Here is a 26,344-nt window from a genome sequence, read left to right on the forward strand (position 1 = left end):
TTTTATAAAAGGAATTCTAAATATTTGTAAGGTTTTTCGTGGTAGGGAGTTTTTAAAATTTCCAAAAAAATACCACAGTAAGAATGCCTGACTGTGGTATTGATTGAAGAACTTAAAATTAAAGCGCAGTTCTAATCTGCGGACAAGCAGCCAAGTCAGCATAAAGTGCATGAACTTGTTCCAATTCTTCAAAGCGCAATTGTGCTGTTAAAGAATGATACTTGCCAGTGCGAGATTCTTGAACTTTTAATGTTGAGTGGTCGAAGTCTGGAAAATGTTTTACCAAAATATCGACTACAGCAACACGTAATTCTTCACCCGCATCGCCAATAAGTTTAATTGGATAATCCATCGGAAATACCCAAAGATGTTCTTGTAGTTCGCGAGATGGAGTGCGGTCTAACATAAGTTACCTCATGATTTGAAACGCCTGCATTATCGCAGGCGTTTATAGCTCTTTCTATTAAATGGGGCTTGGTTTTGAAATTTCAAGCTTTCAAAACTTAGTCATTTTCCAAGAAAGAACGTAAATGTTCAGAACGAGAAGGGTGGCGTAATTTACGTAATGCTTTCGCTTCAATCTGACGGATACGCTCACGTGTTACGTCAAATTGTTTACCAACTTCTTCAAGTGTATGATCGGTTGGCATATCAATACCAAAACGCATCTTCAATACTTTTGCTTCACGTTCAGTTAAGTTTTCCAATACTTCACGAGTTGCTTCTTTTAAGCCTTCTGAAGTCGCAGCATCAATTGGAGAAGTGATGTTTTGATCTTCAATGAAATCCCCAAGATGTGAATCTTCATCATCACCAATAGGTGTTTCCATCGAAATCGGTTCTTTAGCAATTTTAAGTACTTTACGAACCTTAACTTCATCCATTTCTAAACGTTCACCTAATTCTTCAGGTGTTGGTTCACGGCCCATTTCTTGTAACAATTGACGAGATACACGGTTGATCTTGTTAATCGTTTCAATCATGTGTACTGGAATACGGATTGTACGAGCCTGATCGGCAATCGAACGAGTAATCGCCTGACGAATCCACCAAGTTGCATAAGTCGAGAATTTATAACCACGACGGTATTCAAACTTGTCTACAGCTTTCATCAAACCAATGTTCCCTTCTTGAATCAAGTCAAGGAACTGTAAACCACGGTTGGTATATTTCTTCGCAATCGAGATTACCAAACGGAGGTTGGCTTCTACCATTTCTTTCTTAGCGCGACGTGCTTTCGCTTCACCAATCGCCATACGTTTAGAGATATCTTTAATTTCAGCAACGCTTAAACTAAGCTCTTTCTCAATATCTGCAATCTTTTGTTGGAATGCTAAAACATCTGGACGAACTTTTTCTAAATGCGCCTTGATTTCAGCAGGTGCTTTAGCAATTTGTTCATCTAACCAAGCTGGATTAGATTCTTGTTTAGGGAAAGATGTACGGAATTGAGTACGGTCCATACGGCCACGACGTACTGCATAACGCATGATTTCACGTTCATTGGCACGAATTTGCTCATGGGTACCACGAATCATTTCAGAGATGATGTCAAATAAACGTGGTGTAAATTTAAACATCATGAATACAGTAGCTAAAGCTTCTAAAGCTTCTTCAGCCTCTGGACTGTTACGACCATGTTTTTCAACAACAGCTTTTGTTTTAGCCCAAGCAGCTTCTAGTTCAGTAAAACGAACTTTTGCAACTTCAGGGTCTGGACCTGAATCACCTTCAGAGTCATCATCACCTTCAGACTCTTCTTCTTCATCGTCATCATCAAGCTTAACTTCTTTCGTTGATTTTGAAGATGATTCGTCTTCTTCTTCAAGTTCTTCAACTTCTTCTAAAACTTCTGGAATATCTTCATCAGTTTCAGGATCGAGGTAGCCTGATAAAATATCTGCAAGACGGCGTTCGCCAGTTAAAAAATCATTATATTCTTTTAATACAACTTCAACAGCATTTGGCCAGTAAGCAATTGAATTAAGGACATCACGGATACCTTCTTCAATACGTTTGGCAATGCTGATTTCACCTTCACGGGTTAACAGTTCAACTGTACCCATTTCACGCATGTACATACGTACAGGATCTGTCGTACGCCCAGGCTCATTTTCAACCGATGCAAGTACGGCAGCAGCTTCTTCTTCAGCAACCTCATCAGTTGCGTCAGCCGACTCACCGAACATGGTATCGTCAGATTCAGGTGCACGCTCGTGTACAGGAATACCAACGTCTTGAAGCATTTGAATAATGTCTTCAATCTGTTCGCTTTCAGTAATCGAGTCCGGCAGATGATCGTTAACCTCAGCGTAAGTTAAGTAACCTTGTTCTTTGCCTCGGCTAATCAGAGCCGCTACTTGAGAAGTAGGGGAATGCATATCGCTCATCTTTGCTTACTCTTTGTTGAATCTGTGGCAGTGAAAAACCGTGCATGATAGCACAATTTGCTTGAAATGTTTTGGCTTTGATCAGTAACCGTTAAATAAAAAATATCTTTGAATTCACGTCTGTTTTTTGAATATTGGGATAAAATCATTTTTTTCAAGCTTAAATCATCGAAAAAATCATAGAATTTTTTTTTAATCAAAAAAATAGTTCAGCTTTATAAATACACAATTTTTTGGGCGAAAAAAAGTACAAATATGCAGTTTAATGAAAAAAATATAAATAAAACTTGACACGATTTAATAACCAAGATAAATAGCGGCTAGACCCATTCACATTTTTTCATTAGAGGTAGTTTTAGTGTCTTCTACAGATTTTGAATTAGATGATAACTACGGTGATGATGATGATGTCGGTTTTGATGAGTCATCAGGCAAAATCACTGCGAAAGAATCATTAGAAAAACGTAGATTAATTGATGATCTATTGGCTCAACGCCGTTTAGAGCGTGAGTTAAAAGATTTTGATTACGATTTAGACGATGATGATCTTGATGATGAAGACTAATCAAATCTGAATAGGGCATCGTCAGCTTAGATGCTATGCTATCGTAGATTTCTTTTTTATAGTCAGGTAACACAATGAGTGCGTTAGATTTAGACCAATTAAGTGAATATCTAGATGGAGACCACAATGAGTATGGTCTGGATTTCGCTGCAACTCATGGTTTTCTGTGTGCAATTGCAGTAGGCCCTCAGTTCGATCGTTGGTTAGATGAATTGTTTGATAATAACCATAAAAAAGTTCCTGCCGAAATTATTCGGCAGATCAAAGCGTGGTTAGAGTCAATTCGACAAGACTTAGCAAATGAAAATGGAATTGAATTTCCGTTTGAAATTGAGGAAGCGGATGTTGAGTCTAGCTTAGGCGACTGGAGTGTTGGATTTGTTGATGCGATGTTCTTAAATGAAGATGCATGGTTTGCACCTGAATATGAAGAACAATTAATTGATTTAACTTTACCAATGATGGTATTTAGTGGAATTGATGAAGAAGATCCACAGATGGAATCTTTCCGTCGTAATGGACAGTTAATGGATGAGCTGGCAGAAGAAATCCCAGATAATTTGAATGAATTATACTTGATGTATCATACGCCAAATTAATTTATTAGAAGAAATAATAAATAACGTCCTTTCTAGGGCGTTTTTTATTACGAAAAATTAAGTGATATAAAATAAAAAAGGGCAGTTAGAAATCTAAGTGCCCTTTGAAAACTATTTTATAGTTTTATAGACGTTTACGCTTTGCAGCAGCAATTTGTGACTGGCGCATACGGAAACCAGCTTTTTGCTTTTCAGTGGTTTTGTCGATGCAATAAATGCAAGAAACACCGTGTTCGTAACTTGGTAGAGCAGACTCTTCAGGAGTTAAAGGCCAACCGCAAGCATGACATTTAATATTCACGCCTTCCTCTACCCCATGAGTTACAGCAGTACGTCCGTCAAATACGAAACATTCACCTTCCCATAAGCTTTCATCAGCAGGGGTTTCTTCTAGGTACTTAAGGATACCGCCTTTAAGATGGTAAACCTCTTTAAATCCTTCTTGAAGAAGTAAAGAAGTTGATTTTTCACAGCGAATACCACCAGTACAGAACATCGCAATTTTTTTGTCTTTATGTTGCTCTAATTCTTTCTTAACGTATTCTGGAAACTCACGGAATGTTTCAGTTTTAGGGTCAATTGCGCCCTTAAATGTACCCGCTTTATATTCGTAATCATTACGTGTGTCGATTAAAATTACATCATCACGTGCGATTAAATCATTCCACTCTTTAGGATCAAGATAGTGACCGACTAAGTCACGAGGTTTAACCTCAACACCTAAAGTCACAATTTCTTCTTTAAGTTTAATTTTCATTTTGCGGAAAGGTTTGTCAGAACTATGGGATTCTTTGTATTCCATAGCGCTAAAGCCTTCATTGAGCAAAAACTGGTGTAGTGTATCAATTGCTACGCGATCACCAGCAACAGTACCATTAATTCCTTCACCTGCTACAATCAGAGTTCCACAAAGGTTAATTGTTTTCACTAAGTCTAATAAACGTTGTTGAAGATCGGCAGGATCTTGAACTTCTTTAAATTGATATAGTGCTGCAACAACCCAACCTGCGGTCGCTTGCTGTTCTACAGGTGCAAGCTGTTCTACAGTAGCGTTCATGGAAAACTCCAAATGTATTAAGATAGAAATTTAAGGCGCATATTTTAGCGCGAAAATTAGTAATAAGCGAGAAAACCATAAAAAGTATATGGTTTATTTAAGGAGTTTGTTTTGAGTAATGATCATCGAATGCTCTCTCTCACCCCATGTGCAGGGCGTTGTTCAACAGTTTTTGGTGATCAGGTTTGTCGTGGTTGTCGCCGTTTTAACCACGAGGTGATTCAATGGAACACTTATACGGCAGAGCAGCGTTTGGCTGTATGGAAGCGTTTAGATGATCAATTGAATCAAATCTTAGTGCCGATGCTGCCTCATGCAGACTTACAGCATGTTGAGGGCTTTATTTTAAGTAAGCGTGTTCGGTTAATGGAAGGGGCGAGTCAGGGTCGTAAGCTTTACCATGCCTTAAAAATATGTGAAAAGAATAAACATCTAGCACACGAGAGTGGTTTGGGTATTTCGGAGTCTCAAGTCAAAACAATATGGGTTGAGTTTGAAAGACGTGTTTTAGCTTTGGCTAAAGCGAGCTATGAGTTGGCTTGGTTGCGAGCAGATGGAATTAGCCATCACTTGTTAACTATGTATGAAGAAGAATAAGTCTAGAGTAGAAAAGACGGAAATAAAAAAGCTGCCAGAAGGCAGCTTTTTTATTAATTTTCTTTCGAATATTAACGTTTGATGTCGCGTTGAGTTTCACCAGTATAAAGCTGACGAGGACGACCGATTTTGTAAGGGCCGCTGTGCATTTCTAACCAGTGGCTGATCCAACCAACTGTACGAGCAAGAGCGAAGATTACAGTAAACATTTCTGTTGGGATACCAATCGCTTTAAGGATGATACCTGAGTAGAAGTCTACGTTAGGGTAAAGTTTACGCTCAACGAAGTACGGGTCGTTCAATGCGATACGCTCAAGTTCCATAGCAAGTGCTAATTGAGGATCGTTGATACCTAAAGCTTCAAGAACTTCGTCACAAGTTTGCTTCATTACTTTAGCGCGTGGGTCGAAGTTTTTGTAAACGCGGTGACCGAAGCCCATAAGCTTAACTTCTTTGCGTTTAACTTTTTCCATGAACTCTGCAACGTTTTCAACGCTACCGATTTCATCAAGCATCTTAAGAACTGCTTCGTTTGCACCACCGTGAGCAGGGCCCCAAAGTGCAGAGATACCAGCAGAGATACATGCATACGGGTTTGCACCAGTAGAACCAGCAAGACGTACTGTAGATGTAGAAGCATTTTGCTCATGGTCAGCATGAAGCGTGAAAATACGATCCATTGCGCGAGCAAGAACAGGATTAACTTTGTAATCACGGTCAGCAGGAGTAGCAAACATCATGTGCAAGAAGTTTTCCGCATAACTTAAATCGTTACGTGGATAGATGAATGGTTGACCTACTGTGTATTTGTAACTCCAAGCAGCAAGCGTTGGAATTTTTGCAATTAAGCGAATTGCTGTGATTTCACGGTGATTGATGTCTTCAATATCTAGGTTGTTGTGATAGAACGCAGATAATGCACCTACAACACCAACCATGATTGCCATTGGGTGAGCATCACGACGGAAACCATTGAAGAAACGGCTAACTTGATCGTGAACCATAGTGTGAGCACGTACTTTCGTATCAAACTCAACTTTTTGTTCAGCAGTTGGGAGCTCGCCATTTAATAATAAATAACAAGTTTCAAGGTAGTCTGCTTGAGTTGCTAACTGATCAATTGGGTAGCCGCGGTGTAATAGAATACCTTTGTCACCATCAATGAAAGTAATTTTAGATTCGCATGCGGCTGTCGCCATAAAACCAGGATCGAAAGTAAAATGACCTTCTTTCAGTATGCTGCTGACATCAATTACATCTGGACCTAAAGTGCCACTGTAGATTGGTAATCCAATTTCTTTGCCATCAAGATGTAATACGGCTTTTTTGCCATTTGCTTCAGACATTCAATAGATCTCCTGTCCTGGTGAATGTTGATCTGACTCGAAATCCTAATGTTCTCATGTGCGAATCAGACGGTGTCAAAATTTGCTATAAGATTAGTGAGTACTGAAATTTTGTCAATTATACTTATGGATAAAAAATGACGTTCCCACAGAGAGTTAGTCATCAAGACCCGAGCAAAAAAGTCAGTAAAATCACTGCATCGGGATGGTATAATAAGTCAATTCAACAAGAACGTGCAGAAAAAAAATGAAGGATGAGTACAATTGTAAGCAAATTTATAAATTGCAATTTAGAATAATAAGGCGGTAGAAAATGCCAATCTGCTTAAAAAAATCATAAAACTCATGGTGTAATTTCAAATTTATACTCAAAAAAAATGGTATTTTTATTTAGTTGTAACAAAGAATATTGTTCTTTTTTTAAGTTTAATTGTATAAAAAATAGCTCATCAGACGACTTTAAAATCATAAGAACTGTTTTTTAATGAAATTCACTTTCGAAAAATTAGTATAGATCGCTTAATATCTATCTGAAATATAAGTCTGTTCACTTATTTGAAATGTGGCTTACATTGAAAATAGGAGAGTATTGCGATCATTTTTCTATTGATATGAGGAATTTATAACTTTATCTTTAGTCTAAAATCGGCTTATTTAAAAGAAATTTCAGAAAAATGAAATTAAATAAAAAGTTATTTTAAACAAGGACATGATGTATGTAGGTGTAGTTTTTTTATTGACCTAATAATGTAATATTGTTTTGAATGATTCTTATTTAATGGTTTTTTGCTGAAATGGCAAAGTGGATTGTTTGTATTTTGATACTTCGCGTTTTATAATTCAGTGTCGTTTATAGGTTAGGCATGAGCTGTGCTTGCCTAACAATGCCAGCTTTCCTTGGAATTAATTCAACAAACTCCGGTCGGAGTTTCTACCTACAGGATGCCCGCTGTGAAAAGCAACAGACCTGTCAATTTGTCCATGGGTCAGGTGTTAGCGGTAAATTTACGCTCACCCGTGGCTATTGCATCAATTTTACACCGTTTATCAGGTGTCATCGTTTTCTTATTAGTACCAGTTCTCTTATGGATTCTAGATAAATCATTATCTTCACCAGAAGGATTTGACTACGTTAAAAATGTCGTTTTTGGAAATATCCTTGTACGTTTTGTTGTTTGGGTATTTGCAGCCGGCTTGATATTCCACTTTATTGCTGGAGTTAAGCACTTACTTGCAGATTTAGGTTTTGCTGAAGAACTGCAAAGTGGTCGTATTGCAGCGACAATTTCATTGATCTTATCTGTGGTAGCCATTATCGCAGCCTTTGTATGGATTATGTTCTAATGAAAAGTGCTACAGGTTTAACTGGTTCAGGTTCTCGTGATTGGTTTATCCAGCGTGTAAGTGCGGTTGTATTAGCAGCTTATACTGTTGTTCTTTTTGGTTGGATTCTCTGCAAAGGTGGATTTGACTATCAACAGTGGGCTGGCTTCATGATGACATTACCAATGAAGATTTTTTCTTTATTGGCAATTTTATCGCTTATCGCACACGCATGGATTGGTATGTGGCAAGTTTTCACTGACTATGTCACTACTCGTCAAATGGGTCCTTCAGCGAAAGGTTTACGCCTTGTACTGACGACGGCTGTCATTATTGCAGTGTTTGTGTACGCAATCTGGGGTATCCAGATTTTCTGGGCGAATTGATAGGAAGATATCATGGGCGCGATAACCCCTAAAGAAGATTATTCAAATATTCAAAACCTCACTTTCGATGCAGTTATCGTTGGTGGTGGTGGTTCTGGTATGCGTGCTTCTTACCAACTTGCTCAAGCAGGTTTGAAAGTTGCAGTACTTACTAAAGTTTTCCCAACACGTTCACATACAGTTGCTGCTCAGGGCGGTATCGGTGCGTCGTTAGGTAACATGCAAGAAGATAACTGGCATTTCCACTTTTACGATACGGTAAAAGGTTCTGACTGGTTAGGTGACCAAGACGCAATTGAATTTATGTGTCGTGAAGCACCAAAAGTTGTGTATGAACTTGAACACATGGGTATGCCGTTTGACCGTAACGCTGATGGTACAATTTACCAGCGTCCGTTCGGTGGCCACTCTGCGAACTATGGTGATAAACCAGTTCCACGTGCTTGTGCTGCTGCTGACCGTACTGGTCACGCATTATTACACACGCTTTATCAAAGCAACGTGAAAATGGGTACTCAGTTCTTCGTTGAATGGATCGCGCTTGATTTGATCCGTAACGAAGCAGGTGATGTTCTTGGTGTAACAGCGATTGACCAAGAAACTGGTAATATCGCAGTATTCCAAGCAAAAGCGACATTGTTTGCGACCGGTGGTGCTGGTCGTGTTTACCGTGCATCAACAAATGCTTATATCAATACTGGTGACGGTCTTGGTATGGCTGCTCGTGCTGGTATTCCATTACAAGATATGGAATTCTGGCAATTCCACCCTACGGGTGTTGCGGGCGCAGGCGTATTGTTAACTGAAGGTTGTCGTGGTGAAGGTGCAATCCTTCGTAACAAAGACGGCGAACCGTTCATGGAACGTTACGCACCAACTTTAAAAGACTTGGCTCCACGTGACTTCGTATCACGTTCTATGGACCAAGAAATTAAAGAGGGTCGTGGTTGTGGTCCAAAAGGTGATTATATCTTACTAGATATGACTCACTTGGGCGCTGACACAATTATGAAGCGTTTACCATCTGTATTTGAGATTGGTAAAAAATTCGCGAACGTTGACATTACTAAAGAACCAATTCCTGTAGTACCAACAATCCATTATCAAATGGGTGGTATTCCTACAAATATGCATGGTCAAGTGTGCTTACCTGAAGCAGGTACAGACAATTACACTAAACCTGTAAAAGGTTTCTATGCAATTGGTGAATGTTCTTGTGTATCAGTACATGGTGCAAACCGTTTAGGTACTAACTCACTTCTTGACTTGGTTGTATTTGGTAAAGCTGCTGGTGAGCACATTATTGACTACGTAACTAAGCATCATGGTGATGAATATGCACCACTTCCAACAAACGTATTAGAGCAAACTTTAGATCGCGTACGTAAATTGGATGAATCAACTTCTGGCGAAAATGCACAAGAAGTTGCTGATGCGATTCGTGATATCGTTCAAGACCACGCTGGTGTATTCCGTACTCAAGCTTTGCTTGATAAAGGTGTTAAAGAGATTCTTGCTCTTGAACCACGTGTGCGTAACATTCACTTGAAAGATAAATCTAAAGTATTTAACACTGCACGTGTTGAAGCGCTTGAAGTTGAAAACTTATATGAAGTTGCAAAAGCTACATTAATTTCAGCTGCTGCGCGTAAAGAGTGTCGTGGTGCGCATACTGTAGTTGATTATGAATTGCCAGCTGATCACCCAACTTATTCATACGGTCGCCGTGATGATGAGTGGATGAAGCATACTTTATGGTATTCATCAGACAATCGTTTGGAATATAAGCCTGTGCGCTTCAAACCGTTGACTGTTGATGCAATTCCACCAGCACCACGTACATTCTAATCGGGAGTATAAAGATGAGTAGAGGTACTCGTACATTCGAAATCTACCGCTATGATCCTGATAAGGATAAAGCGCCGTACATGCAAACTTTCAAGCTTGAATTGACTGATAAGCACCGTATGTTGCTTGATGCATTACTTGCTTTGAAGGTTCAAGATGAATCATTAACGTTCCGTCGTTCATGCCGTGAAGGTATTTGTGGTTCGGATGGTGTAAACATTAATGGTAAAAATGGTTTGGCTTGTTTATGGAATTTAAATGACCTGCCTGAGAAAATTGTAATTCGTCCATTACCAGGTTTGCCGGTTGTTAAAGATTTGGTTGTTGATATGAACCAATTCTATGATCAATATGACAAAATTCAGCCATTCTTGATCAATAACCAACCAGCTCCACCTAAAGAGCGTTTACAGTCTCCTGAAGAGCGTGAACACTTAAATGGTTTGTATGAATGTATTCTTTGTGCGTGTTGTTCAACTTCGTGCCCATCATTCTGGTGGAACCCTGATAAATTCTTGGGTCCTTCAGCATTGTTAAATGCATACCGTTTTATCATCGACTCTCGTGATACTGCTACTGCAGACCGTTTGGCTCGTCTTGACGATCCATTCAGTTTGTTCCGTTGTAAAGGTATTATGAACTGTGTGTCAGTATGTCCTAAAGGTCTAAACCCTACTAAAGCAATCGGTCACATCCGTAACATGCTATTAGATCAAGCGGGTTAATTCTGCACAAATAGAAAACGCGCATCCTTGATGTGCGTTTTTTTTTAATTTTATAATGTAAACTTTAGACTTTGGTCGAAAAGAGCGAGGATTTTATATATTGCACCATATATTAAAAGATAAAATCGCTTATGTATTTCGCCAATTTATAGGTGGTATGTGTCAAAAAAATCAATCGTTGTTTAAGAACATGATACGATTTGCCACAAAGTTATAGGTGAAAAAAGCGTATACTAGTGAAATTAATTTAAGTAGCACGATCTTAGATCTGTGCTTAATTTTTATGGTTAAAGTCATTTTAGAAAAGTTAATTTTAACGTTAATTTTTCTAAAAAGATTTGCAAAAAATTGCTCGGTTTTAATCGAGTATAAGGTGAGTGATGATGCCATTGAGGGCGTTGTGATTCATTAATTACCTATGGAGTTTTCTCTCTAGGTAGTATGACGCCCCATGGTCTTAGAGACCTGTTGGGTAAGTAATGCCTTTTTTACCAATTTGGCATTATGCATCATGGGTGTGCTTAAAAGGCAGCCTGTAATATTTTTTGCAATAGGAAATGGGTCCACAAATGCAAGAAGTTGCTGACGCATTGCGTCTTGACACTGAACTTTCCGCTGATAGTGCAGCGTATATTGAAGAACTTTACGAGCAGTACCTGACTTCCCCAACCTCTGTAGCTGAGGACTGGCGCCAATATTTCGATAAATATCCAAAGGGTGACCAACCACACAGCGCTGTGCGTGAGCAATTCCTATTACTAGGACGTAATGCTAACCGTGTTCAACCTGTTGTACAAAGTACTGTAAGTACTGAGCATGAGCGTCGTCAAATTGGCGTTTTACAACTTATTGCTGCTTATCGTAATCGCGGACATCAAAAAGCTAAATTAGATCCATTAGGTCTTGCTAAGCGTGAAGAGATTCCAGATTTAGATCTTTCAGCTCACGGTTTAACCAAATCAGATTTAGACACTGTATTTAATACCGGCAATCTTGAAATCGGCAAAAGCGAAGCAACGCTTGCTGAAATGATTGAAGCAATGGAAGCAATCTATTGTGGTTCGATCGGTGTTGAATACATGCATATCGTGGACACAAAAGAAAAACGTTGGATTCAACAACGTCTTGAAAGTGCCCGTGGTAAATTCAATTACACAAATGATCAAAAGAAAGGCTTCTTAGAGCGTTTAACTGCTGCTGAAGGTCTTGAAAAATATCTTGGTAATAAATACGTTGGTGCTAAACGCTTTGGTGTTGAAGGCGGCGAATCTTTTATTCCTATGGTAAACGAGATTATTCAGCGTGCTGGTGCTGTAGGTTGTAAAGAAGTTGTTATCGGTATGCCACACCGTGGCCGTTTAAACCTTCTTGTGAATATTATGGGTAAAAACCCTGCGGACTTATTTGGTGAGTTCGAAGGTAAATCAATTCATAAAAAAGGTTCTGGCGACGTTAAATACCACCAAGGTTTCTCAAGTAATGTAATGACTCCAGGTGGCGAAGTTCACTTGGCATTAGCATTTAACCCATCTCACTTGGAAATTGTTGGTCCTGTAGTTGAAGGTTCTGTACGTGCACGTCAAGTACGTCGTAGAGACATTGGCGGTGATGACGTTTTACCAGTTATTGTTCATGGTGATGCGGCATTTGCAGGTCAGGGCGTGAACATGGAAACCTTCCAGATGTCACAAACTCGTGGCTATACGGTTGGTGGTACAGTTCATATTATTGTGAACAACCAAGTAGGTTTCACAACTTCTGATCCTCGTGACGCACGTTCTACAGAATACTGTACAGACGTTGCTAAAATGATTCAGGCGCCAATTTTCCATGTAAATGGCGATGATCCTGAAGCTGTTATCTTTGCTACTCAATTAGCACATGATTTCCGTCACGAATTCCGTAAAGATGTTGTTATCGATTTGTTCTGTTATCGTCGTCGTGGCCATAACGAAGCAGATGAGCCATCTGGTACACAACCATTGATGTATCAAGTAATTGCGAAGAAAGCGACTACTCGTACACTTTATGCTGATCAACTTGTTCAAGAGAAAGTACTTGATCGTGCTGAAGCAGACCAAATGGTTGAAGATTACCGTTCTGATTTAGAAGCGGGTAATCATGTAGCAAATGCATTGATTCTTGAACCAAATACCAAAATGTTTGTTGATTGGACGCCATATTTGGGCCATGACTACACAGACGATTGGGATACTTCATTTGACTTAAATCGCTTAAAAGAATTAGGCGAGGGCATGAGCAAACTTCCTGAAGGGTTTGTAATGCAGCGTCAGGTTCAAAAAGTAATTGAAGACCGCGTAAAAATGCAAACTGGTGAAACTCCATTAAACTGGGGTGCAGCAGAAACTTTAGCTTATGCAACTTTATTAGATGAAGATTATCTAGTTCGTATTACTGGTGAAGACGTGGGTCGTGGTACCTTCTCACACCGTCATGCGAAATTGCATAACCAAGCTGATGGTTCAACTTACATTCCACTTTGTCATGTGAAAGAGAACCAACCACGTTTTGCGATTTATGACTCTCTTTTATCTGAAGAAGCAGTTCTTGCATTCGAATATGGTTACGCAACTACAATTCCTAAGAGCTTGATTATTTGGGAAGCACAATTTGGTGACTTCGTAAACTGTGCTCAAGTTGTGATTGACCAGTTTATTGCTTCTGGTGAGACTAAGTGGGAACGTGTTTGTGGTTTAACAATGTTGTTACCGCACGGTTTCGAAGGTCAAGGCCCAGAGCACTCATCAGCTCGTTTAGAACGTTTCTTACAGTTATGTGCTGAAGACAACATGCAAGTGATCACTCCAACGACACCTGCACAGATTTTCCATGCATTACGTCGTCAAGCTGTACGCCCAATTCGTAAGCCATTGATTGTAATGTCACCGAAATCTTTACTTCGTCATAAACTTGCTACTTCTACTTTAGAAGAGCTTGCAAATGGTTCATTCCAAACTGTAATTGACGAAATCGATCAAATTAACAAGTCAGATGTAACTCGTCTTGTACTTTGTGGCGGTAAAGTTTATTACGACTTACTTGAAAAACGTCGTGAACAAAACTTAACTAATGTCGCAATTGTACGTATTGAACAGTTGTATCCATATCCAGAGCAACGTCTTGCGGAAATCTTGGCTGCATATCCAAACGTGAAAGAACTTGTTTGGGCACAAGAAGAGCCGAAGAACCAAGGCGCATGGTTATTTATCGCACCGCGTTTATATGACGATATCTTAAAATCTGGCAAACAAATCCGTATCAGTTTTGCAGGTCGTGAAGCTTCTGCTGCACCAGCTTGTGGCTCACCGTACTTGCATGCAAAACAACAAGCTCAGCTAATTAATGATGCATTGGCAATCGAAGCTGAACAATCAGGAGATTCTCAATAATGGCAACCGAAATTAAAGCACCGGTATTCCCAGAGTCTGTTGCAGATGGAACCATCGCAACTTGGCACAAAAAGGTGGGTGAACCTGTATCACGTGATGAAGTAATCTGTGATATTGAAACCGACAAAGTTGTTTTAGAAGTTGTTGCTCCTGCTGATGGTAGCTTAGTTGCAATCATTAAAGATGAAGGCGATACAGTTCTTTCTGACGAAGTAATTGCTCAGTTTGAAGCTGGTGCTGGTGCAGCAGCGGCTGCTCCTGCAGCAGTAGAGCAAGCAGTTGCTCAAACTCAAGCTGGTGCAGCGCCTGTTGTTGAGCGTACAGAAACTGTATCTGATCAAGCTCCTGCAGTTCGTAAAGCATTAACTGAATCTGGTATTGCTGCTGCTGACGTACAAGGTACTGGTCGTGGTGGTCGTATCACTAAAGAAGATGTTGCAAACCATCAAGCTAAACCAGCTGCTAACGTTACTCCGTTAAGTGTAGCTGTTGGTGAACGTATCGAAAAACGTGTTCCAATGACTCGTTTACGTAAGCGTGTAGCTGAGCGTCTTCTTGCTGCAACTCAAGAAACTGCAATGTTAACTACATTCAACGAAGTTAACATGAAGCCAATCATGGAATTGCGTAAGCAATATAAAGATGCTTTTGAAAAACGTCATGGCGCTCGTTTAGGCTTCATGTCATTCTTCGTTAAAGCAGCAACTGAAGCGCTTAAACGCTACCCAGCTGTAAACGCTTCAATTGATGGTGACGATATCGTTTATCACGGTTACTACGACATCGGTGTTGCAGTATCTTCTGATCGTGGTCTTGTTGTACCAGTATTACGTGATACTGATCGTATGAGCTATGCAGAAGTTGAATCTGGTATTGGTGCATATGCTGCTAAAGCACGTGATGGTAAATTATCTATCGAAGAAATGACTGGTGGTACTTTCACAATCACTAACGGTGGTACTTTCGGTTCATTACTTTCAACTCCAATTTTGAATCAGCCACAAACTGGTATCTTGGGTATGCACAAAATCCAAGAGCGTCCTATGGCTGTAAATGGTCAAGTTGAAATCTTGCCAATGATGTATTTAGCACTTTCTTATGACCACCGTATGATCGATGGTAAAGAAGCTGTAGGTTTCTTGGTAGCAATCAAAGAATTGTTAGAAGAGCCAGCTAAACTCATCCTTGATCTTTAATTTCTTCGAATAATATTACCGAGGTAGAGTGATCCTCTATCTCGGACCATGGAGATAAACAATGTCTCAACAATTTGATCTTGTTGTTATTGGCGGTGGTCCTGGTGGTTATGAAGCTGCGATTCGCGCTGCTCAACTAGGTTTTAAAGTCGCTTGTATCGAAAAACGTATTCACAACGGTAAGCCATCTTTAGGTGGTACATGCTTAAACGTAGGTTGTATTCCTTCTAAAGCATTACTTGACTCTTCTCACCGTTACGAAGATACAGTACATCACTTAGCTGATCACGGTATCACTACAGGTGAAGTGAATTTTGATCTTGCTAAGCTTCTTGCTCGTAAAGACAAAATTGTTGACCAATTAACTGGTGGTATCGATCAATTGCTTAAAGGCAATGGCATTGAATGGTTAAAAGGTACTGGTAAATTACTTGCTGGTAAAAAAGTTGAGTTCGTTTCTCATGAAGGTGAAACTCAAGTTTTAGAACCTAAATACGTTATTCTTGCGTCTGGTTCTGTGCCTGTAAATATTCCAGTAGCTCCTGTAGATCAAGATATTATTGTTGATTCAACTGGTGCATTGAACTTCCCAGAAGTACCTAAACGTTTAGGTGTAATTGGTGCAGGTGTAATCGGTTTAGAGCTTGGTTCTGTTTGGCGTCGTCTTGGTGCTGAAGTTGTTGTTTTTGAAGCAATGGATGCATTCTTACCAATGGCTGATAAAGCTTTGGCAAAAGACTACCAAAAACTTTTAACTAAGCAAGGTCTTGATATTCGTATCGGTGCTAAAGTTTCTGGTACTGAAATTAATGGTCGTGAAGTGACTGTTAAATACACTCAAGGCGGCGAAGAAAAAACTCAGACTTTTGACAAATTAATCGTTTGTGTAGGCCGTAAAGCTTATGCAGAAGGTTTATTGGCAGATGATTCAGGCATTAAATTGACTGAACGCGGTCTAGTTGAAGTAAATGATCACTGTGCAACTTCTGTAGAAGGTGTATACGCGATTGGTGACTTGGTTCGTGGTCCAATGCTTGCTCATAAAGCAATGGAAGAAGGTGTAATGGCTGTTGAACGTATTCACGGTCATGCAGCTCAAGTGAACTATGACACAATCATTTCTGTTATCTATACACATCCGGAAGCGGCATGGGTTGGTTTAACTGAAGAACAAGCTAAAGAAAAAGGTCATGAAGTTAAAACTGGTCAATTCGGTTTTGCTGTAAATGGTCGTGCTTTAGCGGCGGGTGAAGGTGCTGGTTTTGTTAAGTTTGTTGCTGATGCAAAAACTGACCGTTTATTAGGTATGCATGTTATTGGACCTGCAGCATCTGATATCGTACACCAAGGTATGATCGCTCTTGAATTTGTATCTTCTGTTGAAGATCTTCAGTTAATGACATTTGGTCATCCAACATTCTCTGAAGTTGTTCATGAAGCTGCACTTGCTGTAGATGGTCGTGCAATTCACGCGATTCAACGTAAGCGTAAATAAAATAAAGAGCGGTTCTCCGCTCTTTTTCACATTCGATGGTGTGATTAAAAAAGCATCAAGGTGAAAGACGTAGACAGCAATTTGCATAAGTAACATGAGAATGTTGCGCAAATTGAAGACAACAAACAAAGTTAAGTAGGTAACTAAATGAACTTACATGAGTATCAAGCTAAAGCGTTATTGAAAGAATATGGTATGCCAGTACAAGAAGGTATCTTGGCTACCAATGCAGACGAAGCAGTTGCTGCATTTGAACAGCTTGGTGGTAAATTCGCGGTAATGAAAGCGCAAGTTCATGCTGGTGGTCGTGGTAAGGCTGGTGGCGTTAAAGTTGCAAAATCTAAAGAAGACGTTATCGAATTTGCAAACAATATCATTGGTACTCGTCTTGTAACGTATCAAACAGATGCAAATGGTCAACCAGTAAACAGTATTATTGTTGCTGAAGACGTATACCCAGTTGAGCGTGAGCTTTACTTAGGTGCGGTTGTAGACCGTTCTAGCCGTCGTATTACTTTCATGGCTTCTACAGAAGGTGGTGTAGAAATCGAGAAAGTTGCGGAAGAAACTCCAGAAAAAATTATCAAAGTTGAAGTTGATCCATTAGTTGGCTTACAACCATTCCAAGCACGTGAAGTTGCGTTTGCTTTAGGTTTGAAAGACAAACAAATCGGTCAATTTGTAAAAATCATGACAGCTGCTTACCAAGCATTTGTTGAAAATGATTTTGCTTTATTTGAAATTAACCCACTTTCAGTTCGTGAAAATGGCGAAATTTTATGTGTAGACGCGAAAGTAGGTATCGACTCTAACGCGCTTTACCGTTTACCTAAAGTTGCTGCTTTACGTGACAAATCTCAAGAGAATGAGCGTGAATTAAAAGCATCTGAATTTGATCTTAACTATGTTGCTTTAGAAGGTAACATCGGTTGTATGGTTAACGGTGCTGGTCTTGCAATGGCAACTATGGACATCATTAAACTTTATGGTGGTCAGCCTGCAAACTTCCTTGACGTTGGTGGCGGCGCAACTAAAGAGCGCGTAATCGAAGCGTTCAAAATCATCCTTGCTGATACATCTGTACAAGGTGTTTTAATCAACATCTTTGGTGGTATCGTACGTTGTGACATGATTGCTGAAGCGATTATTGCAGCGGTTCAAGAAGTAAATGTAACTGTTCCAGTTGTTGTTCGTTTAGAAGGTAACAACGCTGAGTTAGGTGCTAAATTACTTGATGAATCTGGTTTGAAATTAATTTCTGCAAACGGCTTGTCTGATGCCGCAGAAAAAGTTGTAGCTGCAGTTAAAGCGTAAGGGGAGTATCAATCATGAGCGTATTAATTAATAAAGACACTAAAGTATTGGTACAAGGTTTTACTGGTAAAAACGGTACTTTCCACTCTGCACAAGCTTTAGACTACGGTACAAAAGTTGTTGGTGGTGTTACTCCAGGTAAAGGTGGTACTACTCACCTTGACTTACCAGTATTCAACACAATGAAAGAAGCTGTACGTGAAACGAATGCAGATGCATCTGTAATCTATGTACCAGCTCCATTCGTTTTAGACTCAATCGTTGAAGCGGTTGATTCAGGTGTTGGTCTAATCGTTGTGATCACTGAAGGTGTTCCAACAATCGACATGCTTAAAGCAAAACGCTATTTAGAAACTAACGGTAACGGTACTCGTTTAGTTGGTCCTAACTGTCCAGGCGTGATCACTCCGGGCGAATGTAAGATTGGTATTATGCCTGGTCACATTCACCAACCAGGTCGTATTGGTATCATCTCACGTTCAGGTACATTGACTTATGAAGCTGTTGCTCAAACAACTAAGCTTGGTTTAGGTCAATCTACTTGTATCGGTATCGGTGGTGACCCAATCCCAGGTATGAACCAAATCGAAGCGCTTCAATTGTTCCAAGACGATCCAGATACTGATGCAATCATCATGATCGGTGAGATCGGTGGTACAGCGGAAGAAGAAGCTGCTGAATTCATCAAATCTAACGTGACTAAGCCTGTAGTAGGTTACATTGCTGGTGTAACTGCTCCTAAAGGTAAGCGTATGGGTCACGCTGGTGCGATCATTTCTGGTGGTCAAGGTACTGCTGAAGAGAAATTCGCTGCATTTGAAAAAGCAGGTATGGCTTACACTCGTAGCCCAGCTGAGCTTGGTTCAACTATGTTGCAAGTTTTAAAAGAGAAAGGTTTAGCTTAATCGCTTTACGCTGAATCTTAAAAAGCACCGCATCTGAAAAATGATGCGGTGTTTTTTTATTTATTAAAGAAAAATCAGAGTTTTTATAAGTATAGCTGATTCATAAATAAAATTTTTAGGCAAAAAAATACGCAATGATTGGGGTGATCATTGCGTAGAACAACGAATCTGTAAAAACAGTTTCGGTTTAAGGAGAAATGTCGTGAGGCTCATATGATGTAACCTACATAGAGGATAATAGATAAAGTTAAGATATTCTTCATCGCTATTAGCGTTAATAAGTGTTACTTCACGTTAATAGGGTAAAAGCCTGTGAATAGCTATCAATACATTAGTAATTCTAAAAAATGAATATTATTGAATCTAATAAATAAAAAAAGCCCCGAAGGGCTTTTAGTTTTCAAAAAGGATTAAAATTTAAATAAGCCTAAACCATCTTTAACTTCGTCTAAAGTCTGTTGAGTAATAAGACGGCACTTATCTGTACCTTGACGTAAAACATCCATAATATAGTCAGGATCTTTAGCAAGTTCTTCGCGACGTTCACGAATAGGTGTAATTAACTCTTTTAAGACACCTTCAAGACGTTTTTTAACCGTACCGTCACCAAGACCACCGCGACGATAGTGAGCTTTTAATTCTTCAACTTCTTCTTTATTTGGATCAAATGCATCTAAATAAGTAAATACAATATTGCCTTCAACTTGACCTGGATCTTCAATACGAAGGTGATTTGGATCGGTGTACATCGCATTAACAGCTTTTTTAATGTCTTTATCAGAAGCATTTAAAACGATGGTATTGCCTAATGATTTAGACATTTTCGCTTTACCATCAAAACCAGGTAGACGTGCCATATTAGAAAGCAAAGCTTTACATTCAGGCAAAAGATCTTGACCGATTTGGCGATTTACTCGACGTACGATTTCATTCGTTTGTTCAATCATTGGAATCTGATCTTCACCCACTGGAACCACAGTTGCTTTGAAAGCAGTAATGTCAGCCGCTTGTGCAACAGGGTAGCAGAGGAAACCAGCTGGAATGTCACGCTCGAAACCACGCATTTGAATTTCAGATTTAATGGTCGGGTTACGTTCTAAACGCGCAACTGTCACAAAATTAAGATAGAGCATTGTGAGTTCATTGAGTGCTGGCAAGCAAGACTGAACACAAATGGTAGTTTTTGTTGGATCAATGCCTACAGCTAAATAATCTAGAGCAACTTCTAGAATATTACGACGAACTTTATCTGGATTATCTGCATTATCTGTTAATGCTTGTGCATCTGCTAATAAGAGATGTTGATGATGGCTATCCTGTAAACCTACACGAGAACGCAAAGAACCGACAAAATGCCCAAGATGAAGTTGTCCGGTTGGGCGGTCGCCTGTCAAAATAATTGGACGCTGATCAACATTACTCATTATTTATTCCACTATCGTATTGGCTTAATCAGGGGTAGTAAGCCCTGTAATATAAAAGATTGGCATTATTGTACGGGAAATAAATTTTTTTCGTCAGCGATTGGGGAAACTTTTCTTAAAATAATATTGTGAATTTATTCAGTAAAATTACAGAAATTCAAAAAAATCATCTTACAATAGCCTTAATAAATACAAACTTGGATAAGAAATGGCGAGTGGCTTACTTTTATTACTAGATGATATAGCAACAATTTTAGATGATGTTGCTTTAATGAGCAAAATGGCAGCCAAGAAAACTGCCGGAGTTTTAGGTGACGATTTGGCCTTAAATGCTCAGCAAGTAACAGGTGTGCGCGCAGATCGCGAACTACCTATTGTTTGGAAAGTGGCTAAAGGCTCATTTGTTAATAAGCTTATTTTAGTTCCTTTAGCATTGTTAATTAGTGTGATTGCACCTTGGCTTATTAACCCGCTATTAATGCTCGGGGGGTTATTTTTATGTTATGAGGGAGTAGAAAAAGTTCTTCATACCATTATGCATAAAAAAGCTTCTACATCAGAGGAAGCAAAAGCAGAGCTTGAAACTGAAGAATTAGACTTAGCAACTTTTGAAAAAGAAAAAATAAAAGGAGCAGTAAGAACTGACTTTATTTTATCGGCTGAGATCGTGGTGATTACGCTTGGTACAGTTGCTACAGCTACTTTAATGACAAAGTTAAGCGTTTTAAGTGTTATTGCTGTTGTGATGACGATTGGCGTTTATGGCCTAGTTGGTATGATTGTTAAGATTGATGATTTGGGATTATATTTAACAGAACAGTCGACCTCATTTAAACAAACTATAGGTCGAGGCCTATTAGCTTTTGCTCCTATTTTGATGAAATTACTTTCAATCGTGGGCACTATTGCAATGTTTTTAGTGGGTGGCGGGATTATTAATCATACGATTCCATTGCTTCATCACTTAACTGAAGACACAGTGGATCATGTGGAAACAATACCAGCAGTGGGTAACATCATTGGTGCTTTAACACCAACATTGATTAACTTTGGAATAGGACTTGTTGCAGGTGCAATTGTTCTATTAATTGTGAGCTTAATACAAAAAATGTGGCCTAAAAAAGCATCGGGTTCATGATGCCATTCTAAAAAGAAGAGGGAAATTATGCGCTGGAAAGGTCGACGAATTAGTAGCAATGTTGAGGACCGTCGAGGTGGTGGCGGTGTTAGAGCAGGCGGTATCAGTATTATTGGTTTGGTTGTTGCATTTGTTGCGTGGAAGTTCTTTGGTGTTGACCCACAGCAGGCTTATCAAGCAACGCAGCAAGTTACTGCTTCACAACAATCAAATGCAACTGCGCCAGAAAGTTTAACGGCCGAGCAAAAAGAAGCCTCGGATTTTGTTGGAACGGTTTTGGCTGATACGGAAGATACTTGGACCCCCATATTTAAACAGTTAGGTAAAAGCTATACGCCACCAACATTAGTATTGTTTAGTCGAACGGTTCAGTCAGGATGTGGTACTGCTCAATCTGCAATGGGGCCATTTTATTGTCCTGCAGACCAAAAGGTTTATATCGATACAGAATTCTTTAAAGATATGCGTCAGCAAATGGGAATTTCTGGTGAGCAGAACCAAACTGAACTTTCTAGAGAAGATCAAGCTGGGGATTTTGCACAAGCTTATGTGGTTGCACATGAAGTAGGGCACCATGTTCAAACCTTGCTGGGTATTTCGTCACAAGTACAGCAAGCCCGTGCACAAGTCAGCCAAAGAGAAGGTAACCAATTATCTGTTCGTCAAGAATTACAAGCTGACTGTTTAGCGGGTATTTGGGTGAGTCATAATCAACAGCGAACTCAATTTTTAGAGCAAGGTGACATTGAAGAAGCGATGGATGCTGCTCAAAAAATTGGAGATGATTATTTACAGAAGCGCTCTACGGGTCAGGTTGTTCCTGATAGCTTTACTCATGGCAGTAGTGAACAGCGAATGCACTGGTTCCAAGTGGGTTTAAAAACTGGTGATATTAATCAATGCGATACTTTTAATAATCCAGTTTAAAATTTTATAGGATGAGTCTTGTTAAACATAATTTAATAAGCTCATCTTTTTTAGATCATAACTATAAATAATGTTAAGAAATTTAACAGATTGATAGATTGTTCAATCAATTCGGTAAACTTGTGTCCTAATTTCTGTTTTTATGATTATGGCATAGTTGTGTCAGCTTTTTATTAAGTTTGGTAGATCTAGCAAAGTTGTTTATTTGGTCGTTGACCCAGAAGAAGGGTATTCATGGGTAATTTTTTTCTATTACAAGCGTTTACAGTGGTTTTTGCATTATCAATTGCAACCACGATCTTTAATAAGCGTATTTTAGGCTTTCCACAGGCGATTGGTGTTCCTCTGGTCTCAGCAATTTTTGTCTTTATTCTACAGTGGGGTGCCAGCCTACTAAACGGTAACCAGTTTATTACCATTAACATTCATAATATTGAAGAAGCTGTACGTCATATCGATTTTTATGATTTTTTAATTAATGGTGTTATTTGTTTTATTCTAACTTCTTCTGCACTCAAATTTAAAATTTCAGATCTAAAAAGTTATTGGAAGCAAATTAGTATTCTGGCAACGATTGCCTTAGTACTTTGCGCCGTATTATTTGGCAGTTTACTTTACGGATTCCAATTACTGGTTGGATATCATGTGCCAATTCTGGTGCTATTACTTTTAGGTGCGGCTTTAGGGGCAACAGACCCAATTGGTATTAAAGGTGTGCTTAGTTCAATTCGCGCACCACATCATTTAATTGTTAAGCTAGAAGGTGAATCATTATTTAATGATGCAATGTGTATTGCATTGTTTATGACTTTACTTAATGTTTTACAGGGTGAACATTTTTCATTGGTAGCGACATTAGAAGCTCTACTTTATGAAATTGTTGTCGCCGTCGGGATTGGTTGGGCATTTGGGGTAGGGGTGTTGCGTCTATTACGTGGTAAACACGAAATGGAGTCCCTGATTTTAACAACAGCTTTACTTGCAAGTGGAGCATATTTGGTTGCTTTGTTTGCGCATGCATCAGCACCGATTGCTTGTGTAATTGGCGGTTTAATTGTTGGAAACAAATGGAAAGAAATACGAGAAGAGCGAGAGATTCAAGAAGTTAACCATTTCTGGCACACTGTAGAAGGAATTATTAACTCATTCTTATTTACTTTAATTGGCTTAGAGTTATTTATTCTTGATCTAAACTTTAGCCTGATTTTAGGCGGTATTGTTGCCTTCTTTATTCTTCATATTTCTCGTTTTGCTGCCAACTTTATGGCTTTCGCTTTTTTTCCCACAATGCGTAGAACTAAAAGCTACAACGGTAGTTTGACTATTTTATCTTGGGGTGGGGTACGAGGAGGAATTTCACTTGCATTGATTTTGGCAGTAGCCAATATCCCTGCCTTAAGTCCCTATAGTAGTATCCTGATTGGATATACATTTATTAGTGTATTGTTATCAGGTATTGTGTGCGGCCTAGGTTTACCAGCTGTGATGAATGCTTTTTATTACAACCCCAACGAAGAAACTGAAGGCTTAAAAGGCTTCTATCAAAGGTTGTGCCATAAGATGAACCGAAGAGGTTTTCAGTATATTGTGGGGGAGGATGCACTGGGCAGAGAGACGATCACTGTTTATAATCCAGATATTCTTGTAGACCAAAAAACTGAGGACGGAATTGCGACAATGCATGACCCGAATAAGTTACAAGAAGTAAAAAGATTTGAGAGTCCAGATAATTTCTAAATATAAATAGTTTTAAAATTTATAAGATATTTAAAAATGAGGTTTTAGTATAATAGTAAAATATTACCTAAAGCCTTTTTTTTCTATATATATCATTAATAATATATTTTATTTTATTAAGATATTAATAATTGTTATATGAATATTTTAATTAAATGATTTTTCAACAAATGGTAAATAGTAAAATAATAAATTTGTTTTATATATAAAACGTTTAACGTGATTTTTCATTAAATTAACATAAGAAAAACTTAACTAAGATTTATATATAATTTCTATTAATTAAAATTTTTTCTTTAGGTACTTTAGTATTTGTTTTTTTTATTTTAAAGTGTTTAATGTAAAAATGATCACATTACTTAATGTTTTTAAGTTGTAGGTCAAAAACTTAGAAAGATTAAGTAAAAAGAATTATACATAAAATCATTTAAATCAATAATATAAAAGGAATACAGATATGCCTGAAATACAAATTATTGCCAAGGATAGTCACGATACCTTGTCAACAATCAAGGGAACTTCTGCAAAGCTTTCAGAAGCGTCGGTCGTATTGGTAAAAGTGGCTGCCAGTGATGTATTGGTAGTGAATAGGGAGGGTACCAATGCAGTCATTCGCCTGAAAAATGGCGAGACTATTGTTATTGAAGGCTTCTTTAGTGGAACAGCTGAGCCTAAAGATAACAGTCTTGTTTTTCAAGATGAAAATGGACAGTTGATTTGGGCAAAATTCAAAGATGCTGAAAATGATGCGGACGCCGATGCCGATGCGGACGCTGACGCAGACAGTGATGTTGAACCACAAGCTCTGGTAGCTGAGGATTTACCTGCTGCTTTACCGGCAGAAGCACCACAAGAGTTGGTATCTGACGTTATTTACCAGCCTATTTCTTCAATTGAACCATTACTTTATCACGATGCAGGTGTAAACCCATGGTTGTGGGCAGCTATTCCTTTAGTTGCGGGCGGTATTATCGCTGCAGCATCGAATAGTGATAATGATGATGACTCAACACCTGCTGACACCACTCCACCAAATACAGATGGAGTCACTTTCTCTGTTGATCCTGTTACTTCAGATAACGTAATTAATGCATCAGAAGCAGCAGGTAATGTCACGATTACGGGTGTTCTGAAAAACATTCCAGCAGATGCGGCCAATACGGCCGTTACAGTTGTTATTAATGGGGTAACTTATAATGCAACTGTAGACAAAACAGCGGGTACATGGATAGTAAGTGTGCCTGGTAGTGGTTTAACAGCTGATGCAGATAAAACCATTGATGCGACTGTAACGTTTACAGATGCGGCAGGTAATAGCAGTACTGTTAAAGATACACAAACTTATACGATTGATACGACTGCACCGAATGCACCAGTGATTGACCCGGTTAACGGGACAGACCCGATCACAGGTACAGCAGAACCTGGTTCAACAGTAACTGTGACTTATCCGGATGGTAGTACGGCAAGTGTTGTAGTAGGACCGGATGGTACTTGGACTGTACCAAACCCTGGTCTGAATGATGGCGATGAAGTTGAGGCGATTGCTACAGATCCAGCAGGCAATCCATCAGGACCAGGAACAGCTATTGTTGATGCAGTTGGTCCAAATACGGATGGTGTTAACTTTGCTGTTGATTCGGTAACAGCTGATAATGTGGTTAATGCATCAGAAGCGGCTGGCAATGTCACGATTACAGGTGTATTGAAAAACGTTCCTTCAGATGCGGCTACTACAGCCGTTACAATTGTTATTAATGGGGTAACTTATACTGCAACTGTAGACAGTGCAGCAGGTACATGGACAGTAAGTGTACCAGGTAGCGGTTTGGTTGCTGATGCTGATAAAACGATTGATGCTAAAGTAACTTTCACTGATGCAGCAGGTAATAGCAGCACAGTTAACGATACACAAACTTATACACTGGATACAGCTGCTCCTTCAGCGCCAGTGATTGACCC

23 protein-coding genes are annotated in these 26,344 nt (G+C 39.1%); 17 read left to right on the plus strand and 6 right to left on the minus strand.

Annotated elements, in window-relative coordinates; all coding sequences use genetic code 11:
- Window positions 1–118 precede the first annotated feature (118 nt).
- Window positions 119–406, minus strand: a complete 288-nt coding sequence (locus ACTJJH_RS09380) for a YbeD family protein (protein ID WP_002116017.1) — start codon at window positions 404–406, stop codon at window positions 119–121.
- A 97-nt stretch (window positions 407–503) separates the two neighbouring features.
- A complete protein-coding gene (gene rpoD / locus ACTJJH_RS09385) occupies window positions 504–2,390 on the minus strand; it encodes an RNA polymerase sigma factor RpoD (protein ID WP_002116414.1) in 1,887 nt (628 codons plus the stop codon).
- A 358-nt stretch (window positions 2,391–2,748) separates the two neighbouring features.
- Between rpoD and ACTJJH_RS09390 the strand changes: the two genes are divergently transcribed.
- A complete protein-coding gene (locus ACTJJH_RS09390; protein WP_002116495.1) occupies window positions 2,749–2,955 on the plus strand; it encodes a PA3496 family putative envelope integrity protein in 207 nt (68 codons plus the stop codon).
- 74 nt (window positions 2,956–3,029) lie between these two features.
- The gene (locus tag ACTJJH_RS09395) at window positions 3,030–3,554 is read left to right on the plus strand and encodes a YecA/YgfB family protein (RefSeq protein ID WP_440601046.1); all 525 of its coding nucleotides are present in this window, start codon (window positions 3,030–3,032) and stop codon (window positions 3,552–3,554) included.
- A 124-nt stretch (window positions 3,555–3,678) separates the two neighbouring features.
- On the opposite strand, the gene trhO is transcribed toward ACTJJH_RS09395, so the two are convergent.
- Complete coding sequence (trhO, locus tag ACTJJH_RS09400) at window positions 3,679–4,611, minus strand: oxygen-dependent tRNA uridine(34) hydroxylase TrhO (RefSeq protein ID WP_218660669.1); 933 nt, start codon at window positions 4,609–4,611, stop codon at window positions 3,679–3,681.
- A 111-nt stretch (window positions 4,612–4,722) separates the two neighbouring features.
- Between trhO and ACTJJH_RS09405 the strand changes: the two genes are divergently transcribed.
- Entirely contained in the window at window positions 4,723–5,208 is a 486-nt protein-coding gene (locus ACTJJH_RS09405) for a DUF1289 domain-containing protein (protein WP_218660670.1), read from the plus strand.
- A 71-nt stretch (window positions 5,209–5,279) separates the two neighbouring features.
- Here the strand turns inward: ACTJJH_RS09405 and gltA are convergent, their stop codons facing one another.
- Both gltA and ACTJJH_RS09415 read right to left on the minus strand, forming a co-directional pair.
- Window positions 5,280–6,554, minus strand: a complete 1,275-nt coding sequence (gene gltA, locus ACTJJH_RS09410; RefSeq protein WP_002116327.1) for a citrate synthase — start codon at window positions 6,552–6,554, stop codon at window positions 5,280–5,282.
- Between the two features lie 343 nt (window positions 6,555–6,897).
- Window positions 6,898–7,023 (minus strand): hypothetical protein, encoded by a 126-nt coding sequence (locus ACTJJH_RS09415; RefSeq protein WP_014207478.1) that lies wholly within the window; start codon window positions 7,021–7,023, stop codon window positions 6,898–6,900.
- Between the two features lie 473 nt (window positions 7,024–7,496).
- Here ACTJJH_RS09415 and sdhC point away from each other — a divergent pair, with 473 nt between their 5' ends.
- From sdhC to sucD, 10 genes are all read left to right on the plus strand, one after another.
- Entirely contained in the window at window positions 7,497–7,898 is a 402-nt protein-coding gene (gene sdhC, locus ACTJJH_RS09420) for a succinate dehydrogenase, cytochrome b556 subunit (protein ID WP_075384165.1), read from the plus strand.
- Window positions 7,898–8,263 carry a succinate dehydrogenase, hydrophobic membrane anchor protein gene (gene sdhD / locus ACTJJH_RS09425; RefSeq protein WP_000833672.1) on the plus strand — a complete coding sequence of 122 codons (366 nt, stop codon included), beginning with the start codon at window positions 7,898–7,900 and terminating at the stop codon, window positions 8,261–8,263. Before sdhC ends, sdhD begins: the two co-directional genes overlap by 1 nt.
- A gap of 12 nt (window positions 8,264–8,275) precedes the next feature.
- A complete protein-coding gene (sdhA, locus tag ACTJJH_RS09430; RefSeq protein ID WP_002116225.1) occupies window positions 8,276–10,111 on the plus strand; it encodes a succinate dehydrogenase flavoprotein subunit in 1,836 nt (611 codons plus the stop codon).
- Between the two features lie 14 nt (window positions 10,112–10,125).
- Window positions 10,126–10,836 carry a succinate dehydrogenase iron-sulfur subunit gene (locus ACTJJH_RS09435; RefSeq protein ID WP_002116292.1) on the plus strand — a complete coding sequence of 237 codons (711 nt, stop codon included), beginning with the start codon at window positions 10,126–10,128 and terminating at the stop codon, window positions 10,834–10,836.
- A gap of 283 nt (window positions 10,837–11,119) precedes the next feature.
- Window positions 11,120–11,248 carry a hypothetical protein gene (locus ACTJJH_RS09440; protein ID WP_086265650.1) on the plus strand — a complete coding sequence of 43 codons (129 nt, stop codon included), beginning with the start codon at window positions 11,120–11,122 and terminating at the stop codon, window positions 11,246–11,248.
- 157 nt (window positions 11,249–11,405) lie between these two features.
- Window positions 11,406–14,246 carry a 2-oxoglutarate dehydrogenase E1 component gene (locus ACTJJH_RS09445; RefSeq protein WP_039763331.1) on the plus strand — a complete coding sequence of 947 codons (2,841 nt, stop codon included), beginning with the start codon at window positions 11,406–11,408 and terminating at the stop codon, window positions 14,244–14,246.
- Window positions 14,246–15,442 carry a 2-oxoglutarate dehydrogenase complex dihydrolipoyllysine-residue succinyltransferase gene (odhB, locus tag ACTJJH_RS09450; protein WP_005064561.1) on the plus strand — a complete coding sequence of 399 codons (1,197 nt, stop codon included), beginning with the start codon at window positions 14,246–14,248 and terminating at the stop codon, window positions 15,440–15,442. The genes ACTJJH_RS09445 and odhB overlap by 1 nt, the downstream gene beginning before the upstream one ends.
- A 61-nt stretch (window positions 15,443–15,503) precedes the next feature.
- Window positions 15,504–16,937 carry a dihydrolipoyl dehydrogenase gene (lpdA, locus tag ACTJJH_RS09455; RefSeq protein ID WP_002116053.1) on the plus strand — a complete coding sequence of 478 codons (1,434 nt, stop codon included), beginning with the start codon at window positions 15,504–15,506 and terminating at the stop codon, window positions 16,935–16,937.
- A 147-nt stretch (window positions 16,938–17,084) separates the two neighbouring features.
- Window positions 17,085–18,251, plus strand: coding sequence for an ADP-forming succinate--CoA ligase subunit beta (sucC, locus tag ACTJJH_RS09460; protein ID WP_001048573.1), 1,167 nt, complete (start codon window positions 17,085–17,087; stop codon window positions 18,249–18,251).
- Between the two features lie 14 nt (window positions 18,252–18,265).
- A complete protein-coding gene (sucD, locus tag ACTJJH_RS09465; protein WP_000114637.1) occupies window positions 18,266–19,156 on the plus strand; it encodes a succinate--CoA ligase subunit alpha in 891 nt (296 codons plus the stop codon).
- 410 nt (window positions 19,157–19,566) lie between these two features.
- Here the strand turns inward: sucD and trpS are convergent, their stop codons facing one another.
- Window positions 19,567–20,580 carry a tryptophan--tRNA ligase gene (gene trpS / locus ACTJJH_RS09470; protein WP_002116097.1) on the minus strand — a complete coding sequence of 338 codons (1,014 nt, stop codon included), beginning with the start codon at window positions 20,578–20,580 and terminating at the stop codon, window positions 19,567–19,569.
- Between the two features lie 208 nt (window positions 20,581–20,788).
- Between trpS and ACTJJH_RS09475 the strand changes: the two genes are divergently transcribed.
- The 4 genes from ACTJJH_RS09475 to ACTJJH_RS09490 form a co-directional block, all read left to right on the plus strand.
- Entirely contained in the window at window positions 20,789–21,718 is a 930-nt protein-coding gene (locus tag ACTJJH_RS09475) for a DUF808 domain-containing protein (protein WP_002116309.1), read from the plus strand.
- A gap of 27 nt (window positions 21,719–21,745) precedes the next feature.
- Window positions 21,746–22,645: a KPN_02809 family neutral zinc metallopeptidase gene (ypfJ, locus tag ACTJJH_RS09480; RefSeq protein WP_032037310.1), complete on the plus strand. Its 900-nt coding sequence runs from the start codon at window positions 21,746–21,748 to the stop codon at window positions 22,643–22,645.
- 234 nt (window positions 22,646–22,879) lie between these two features.
- Window positions 22,880–24,382 (plus strand): cation:proton antiporter, encoded by a 1,503-nt coding sequence (locus ACTJJH_RS09485; protein ID WP_002116022.1) that lies wholly within the window; start codon window positions 22,880–22,882, stop codon window positions 24,380–24,382.
- A 457-nt stretch (window positions 24,383–24,839) separates the two neighbouring features.
- Window positions 24,840–26,344, plus strand: a 1,505-nt coding sequence (locus ACTJJH_RS09490; protein WP_440601047.1) for a BapA/Bap/LapF family prefix-like domain-containing protein, incomplete at its 3' end; no start/stop codon positions are given.

Origin of the sequence: Acinetobacter sp. 22301, from assembly GCF_052045285.1 — a bacterium.
Taxonomy (GTDB): Bacteria; Pseudomonadota; Gammaproteobacteria; order Pseudomonadales; family Moraxellaceae; genus Acinetobacter; species Acinetobacter pittii.

Coding starts and splice junctions, on each gene's coding strand:
- sdhA (WP_002116225.1), top strand. CDS start 8,276: ATGGGCGCGATAACCCCTAAAGAAGATTATTCAAATATTCAAAACCTC.
- ACTJJH_RS09440 (WP_086265650.1), top strand. CDS start 11,120: ATGGTTAAAGTCATTTTAGAAAAGTTAATTTTAACGTTAATTTTTCTA.
- trhO (WP_218660669.1), bottom strand. CDS start 4,611: ATGAACGCTACTGTAGAACAGCTTGCACCTGTAGAACAGCAAGCGACC.
- trpS (WP_002116097.1), bottom strand. CDS start 20,580: ATGAGTAATGTTGATCAGCGTCCAATTATTTTGACAGGCGACCGCCCA.
- sucD (WP_000114637.1), top strand. CDS start 18,266: ATGAGCGTATTAATTAATAAAGACACTAAAGTATTGGTACAAGGTTTT.
- ACTJJH_RS09485 (WP_002116022.1), top strand. CDS start 22,880: ATGGGTAATTTTTTTCTATTACAAGCGTTTACAGTGGTTTTTGCATTA.
- sdhC (WP_075384165.1), top strand. CDS start 7,497: ATGCCCGCTGTGAAAAGCAACAGACCTGTCAATTTGTCCATGGGTCAG.
- lpdA (WP_002116053.1), top strand. CDS start 15,504: ATGTCTCAACAATTTGATCTTGTTGTTATTGGCGGTGGTCCTGGTGGT.
- ypfJ (WP_032037310.1), top strand. CDS start 21,746: ATGCGCTGGAAAGGTCGACGAATTAGTAGCAATGTTGAGGACCGTCGA.
- rpoD (WP_002116414.1), bottom strand. CDS start 2,390: ATGAGCGATATGCATTCCCCTACTTCTCAAGTAGCGGCTCTGATTAGC.
- ACTJJH_RS09395 (WP_440601046.1), top strand. CDS start 3,030: ATGAGTGCGTTAGATTTAGACCAATTAAGTGAATATCTAGATGGAGAC.
- ACTJJH_RS09475 (WP_002116309.1), top strand. CDS start 20,789: ATGGCGAGTGGCTTACTTTTATTACTAGATGATATAGCAACAATTTTA.
- ACTJJH_RS09380 (WP_002116017.1), bottom strand. CDS start 406: ATGTTAGACCGCACTCCATCTCGCGAACTACAAGAACATCTTTGGGTA.
- ACTJJH_RS09435 (WP_002116292.1), top strand. CDS start 10,126: ATGAGTAGAGGTACTCGTACATTCGAAATCTACCGCTATGATCCTGAT.
- gltA (WP_002116327.1), bottom strand. CDS start 6,554: ATGTCTGAAGCAAATGGCAAAAAAGCCGTATTACATCTTGATGGCAAA.
- ACTJJH_RS09415 (WP_014207478.1), bottom strand. CDS start 7,023: ATGATTTTAAAGTCGTCTGATGAGCTATTTTTTATACAATTAAACTTA.
- sdhD (WP_000833672.1), top strand. CDS start 7,898: ATGAAAAGTGCTACAGGTTTAACTGGTTCAGGTTCTCGTGATTGGTTT.
- odhB (WP_005064561.1), top strand. CDS start 14,246: ATGGCAACCGAAATTAAAGCACCGGTATTCCCAGAGTCTGTTGCAGAT.
- ACTJJH_RS09445 (WP_039763331.1), top strand. CDS start 11,406: ATGCAAGAAGTTGCTGACGCATTGCGTCTTGACACTGAACTTTCCGCT.
- sucC (WP_001048573.1), top strand. CDS start 17,085: ATGAACTTACATGAGTATCAAGCTAAAGCGTTATTGAAAGAATATGGT.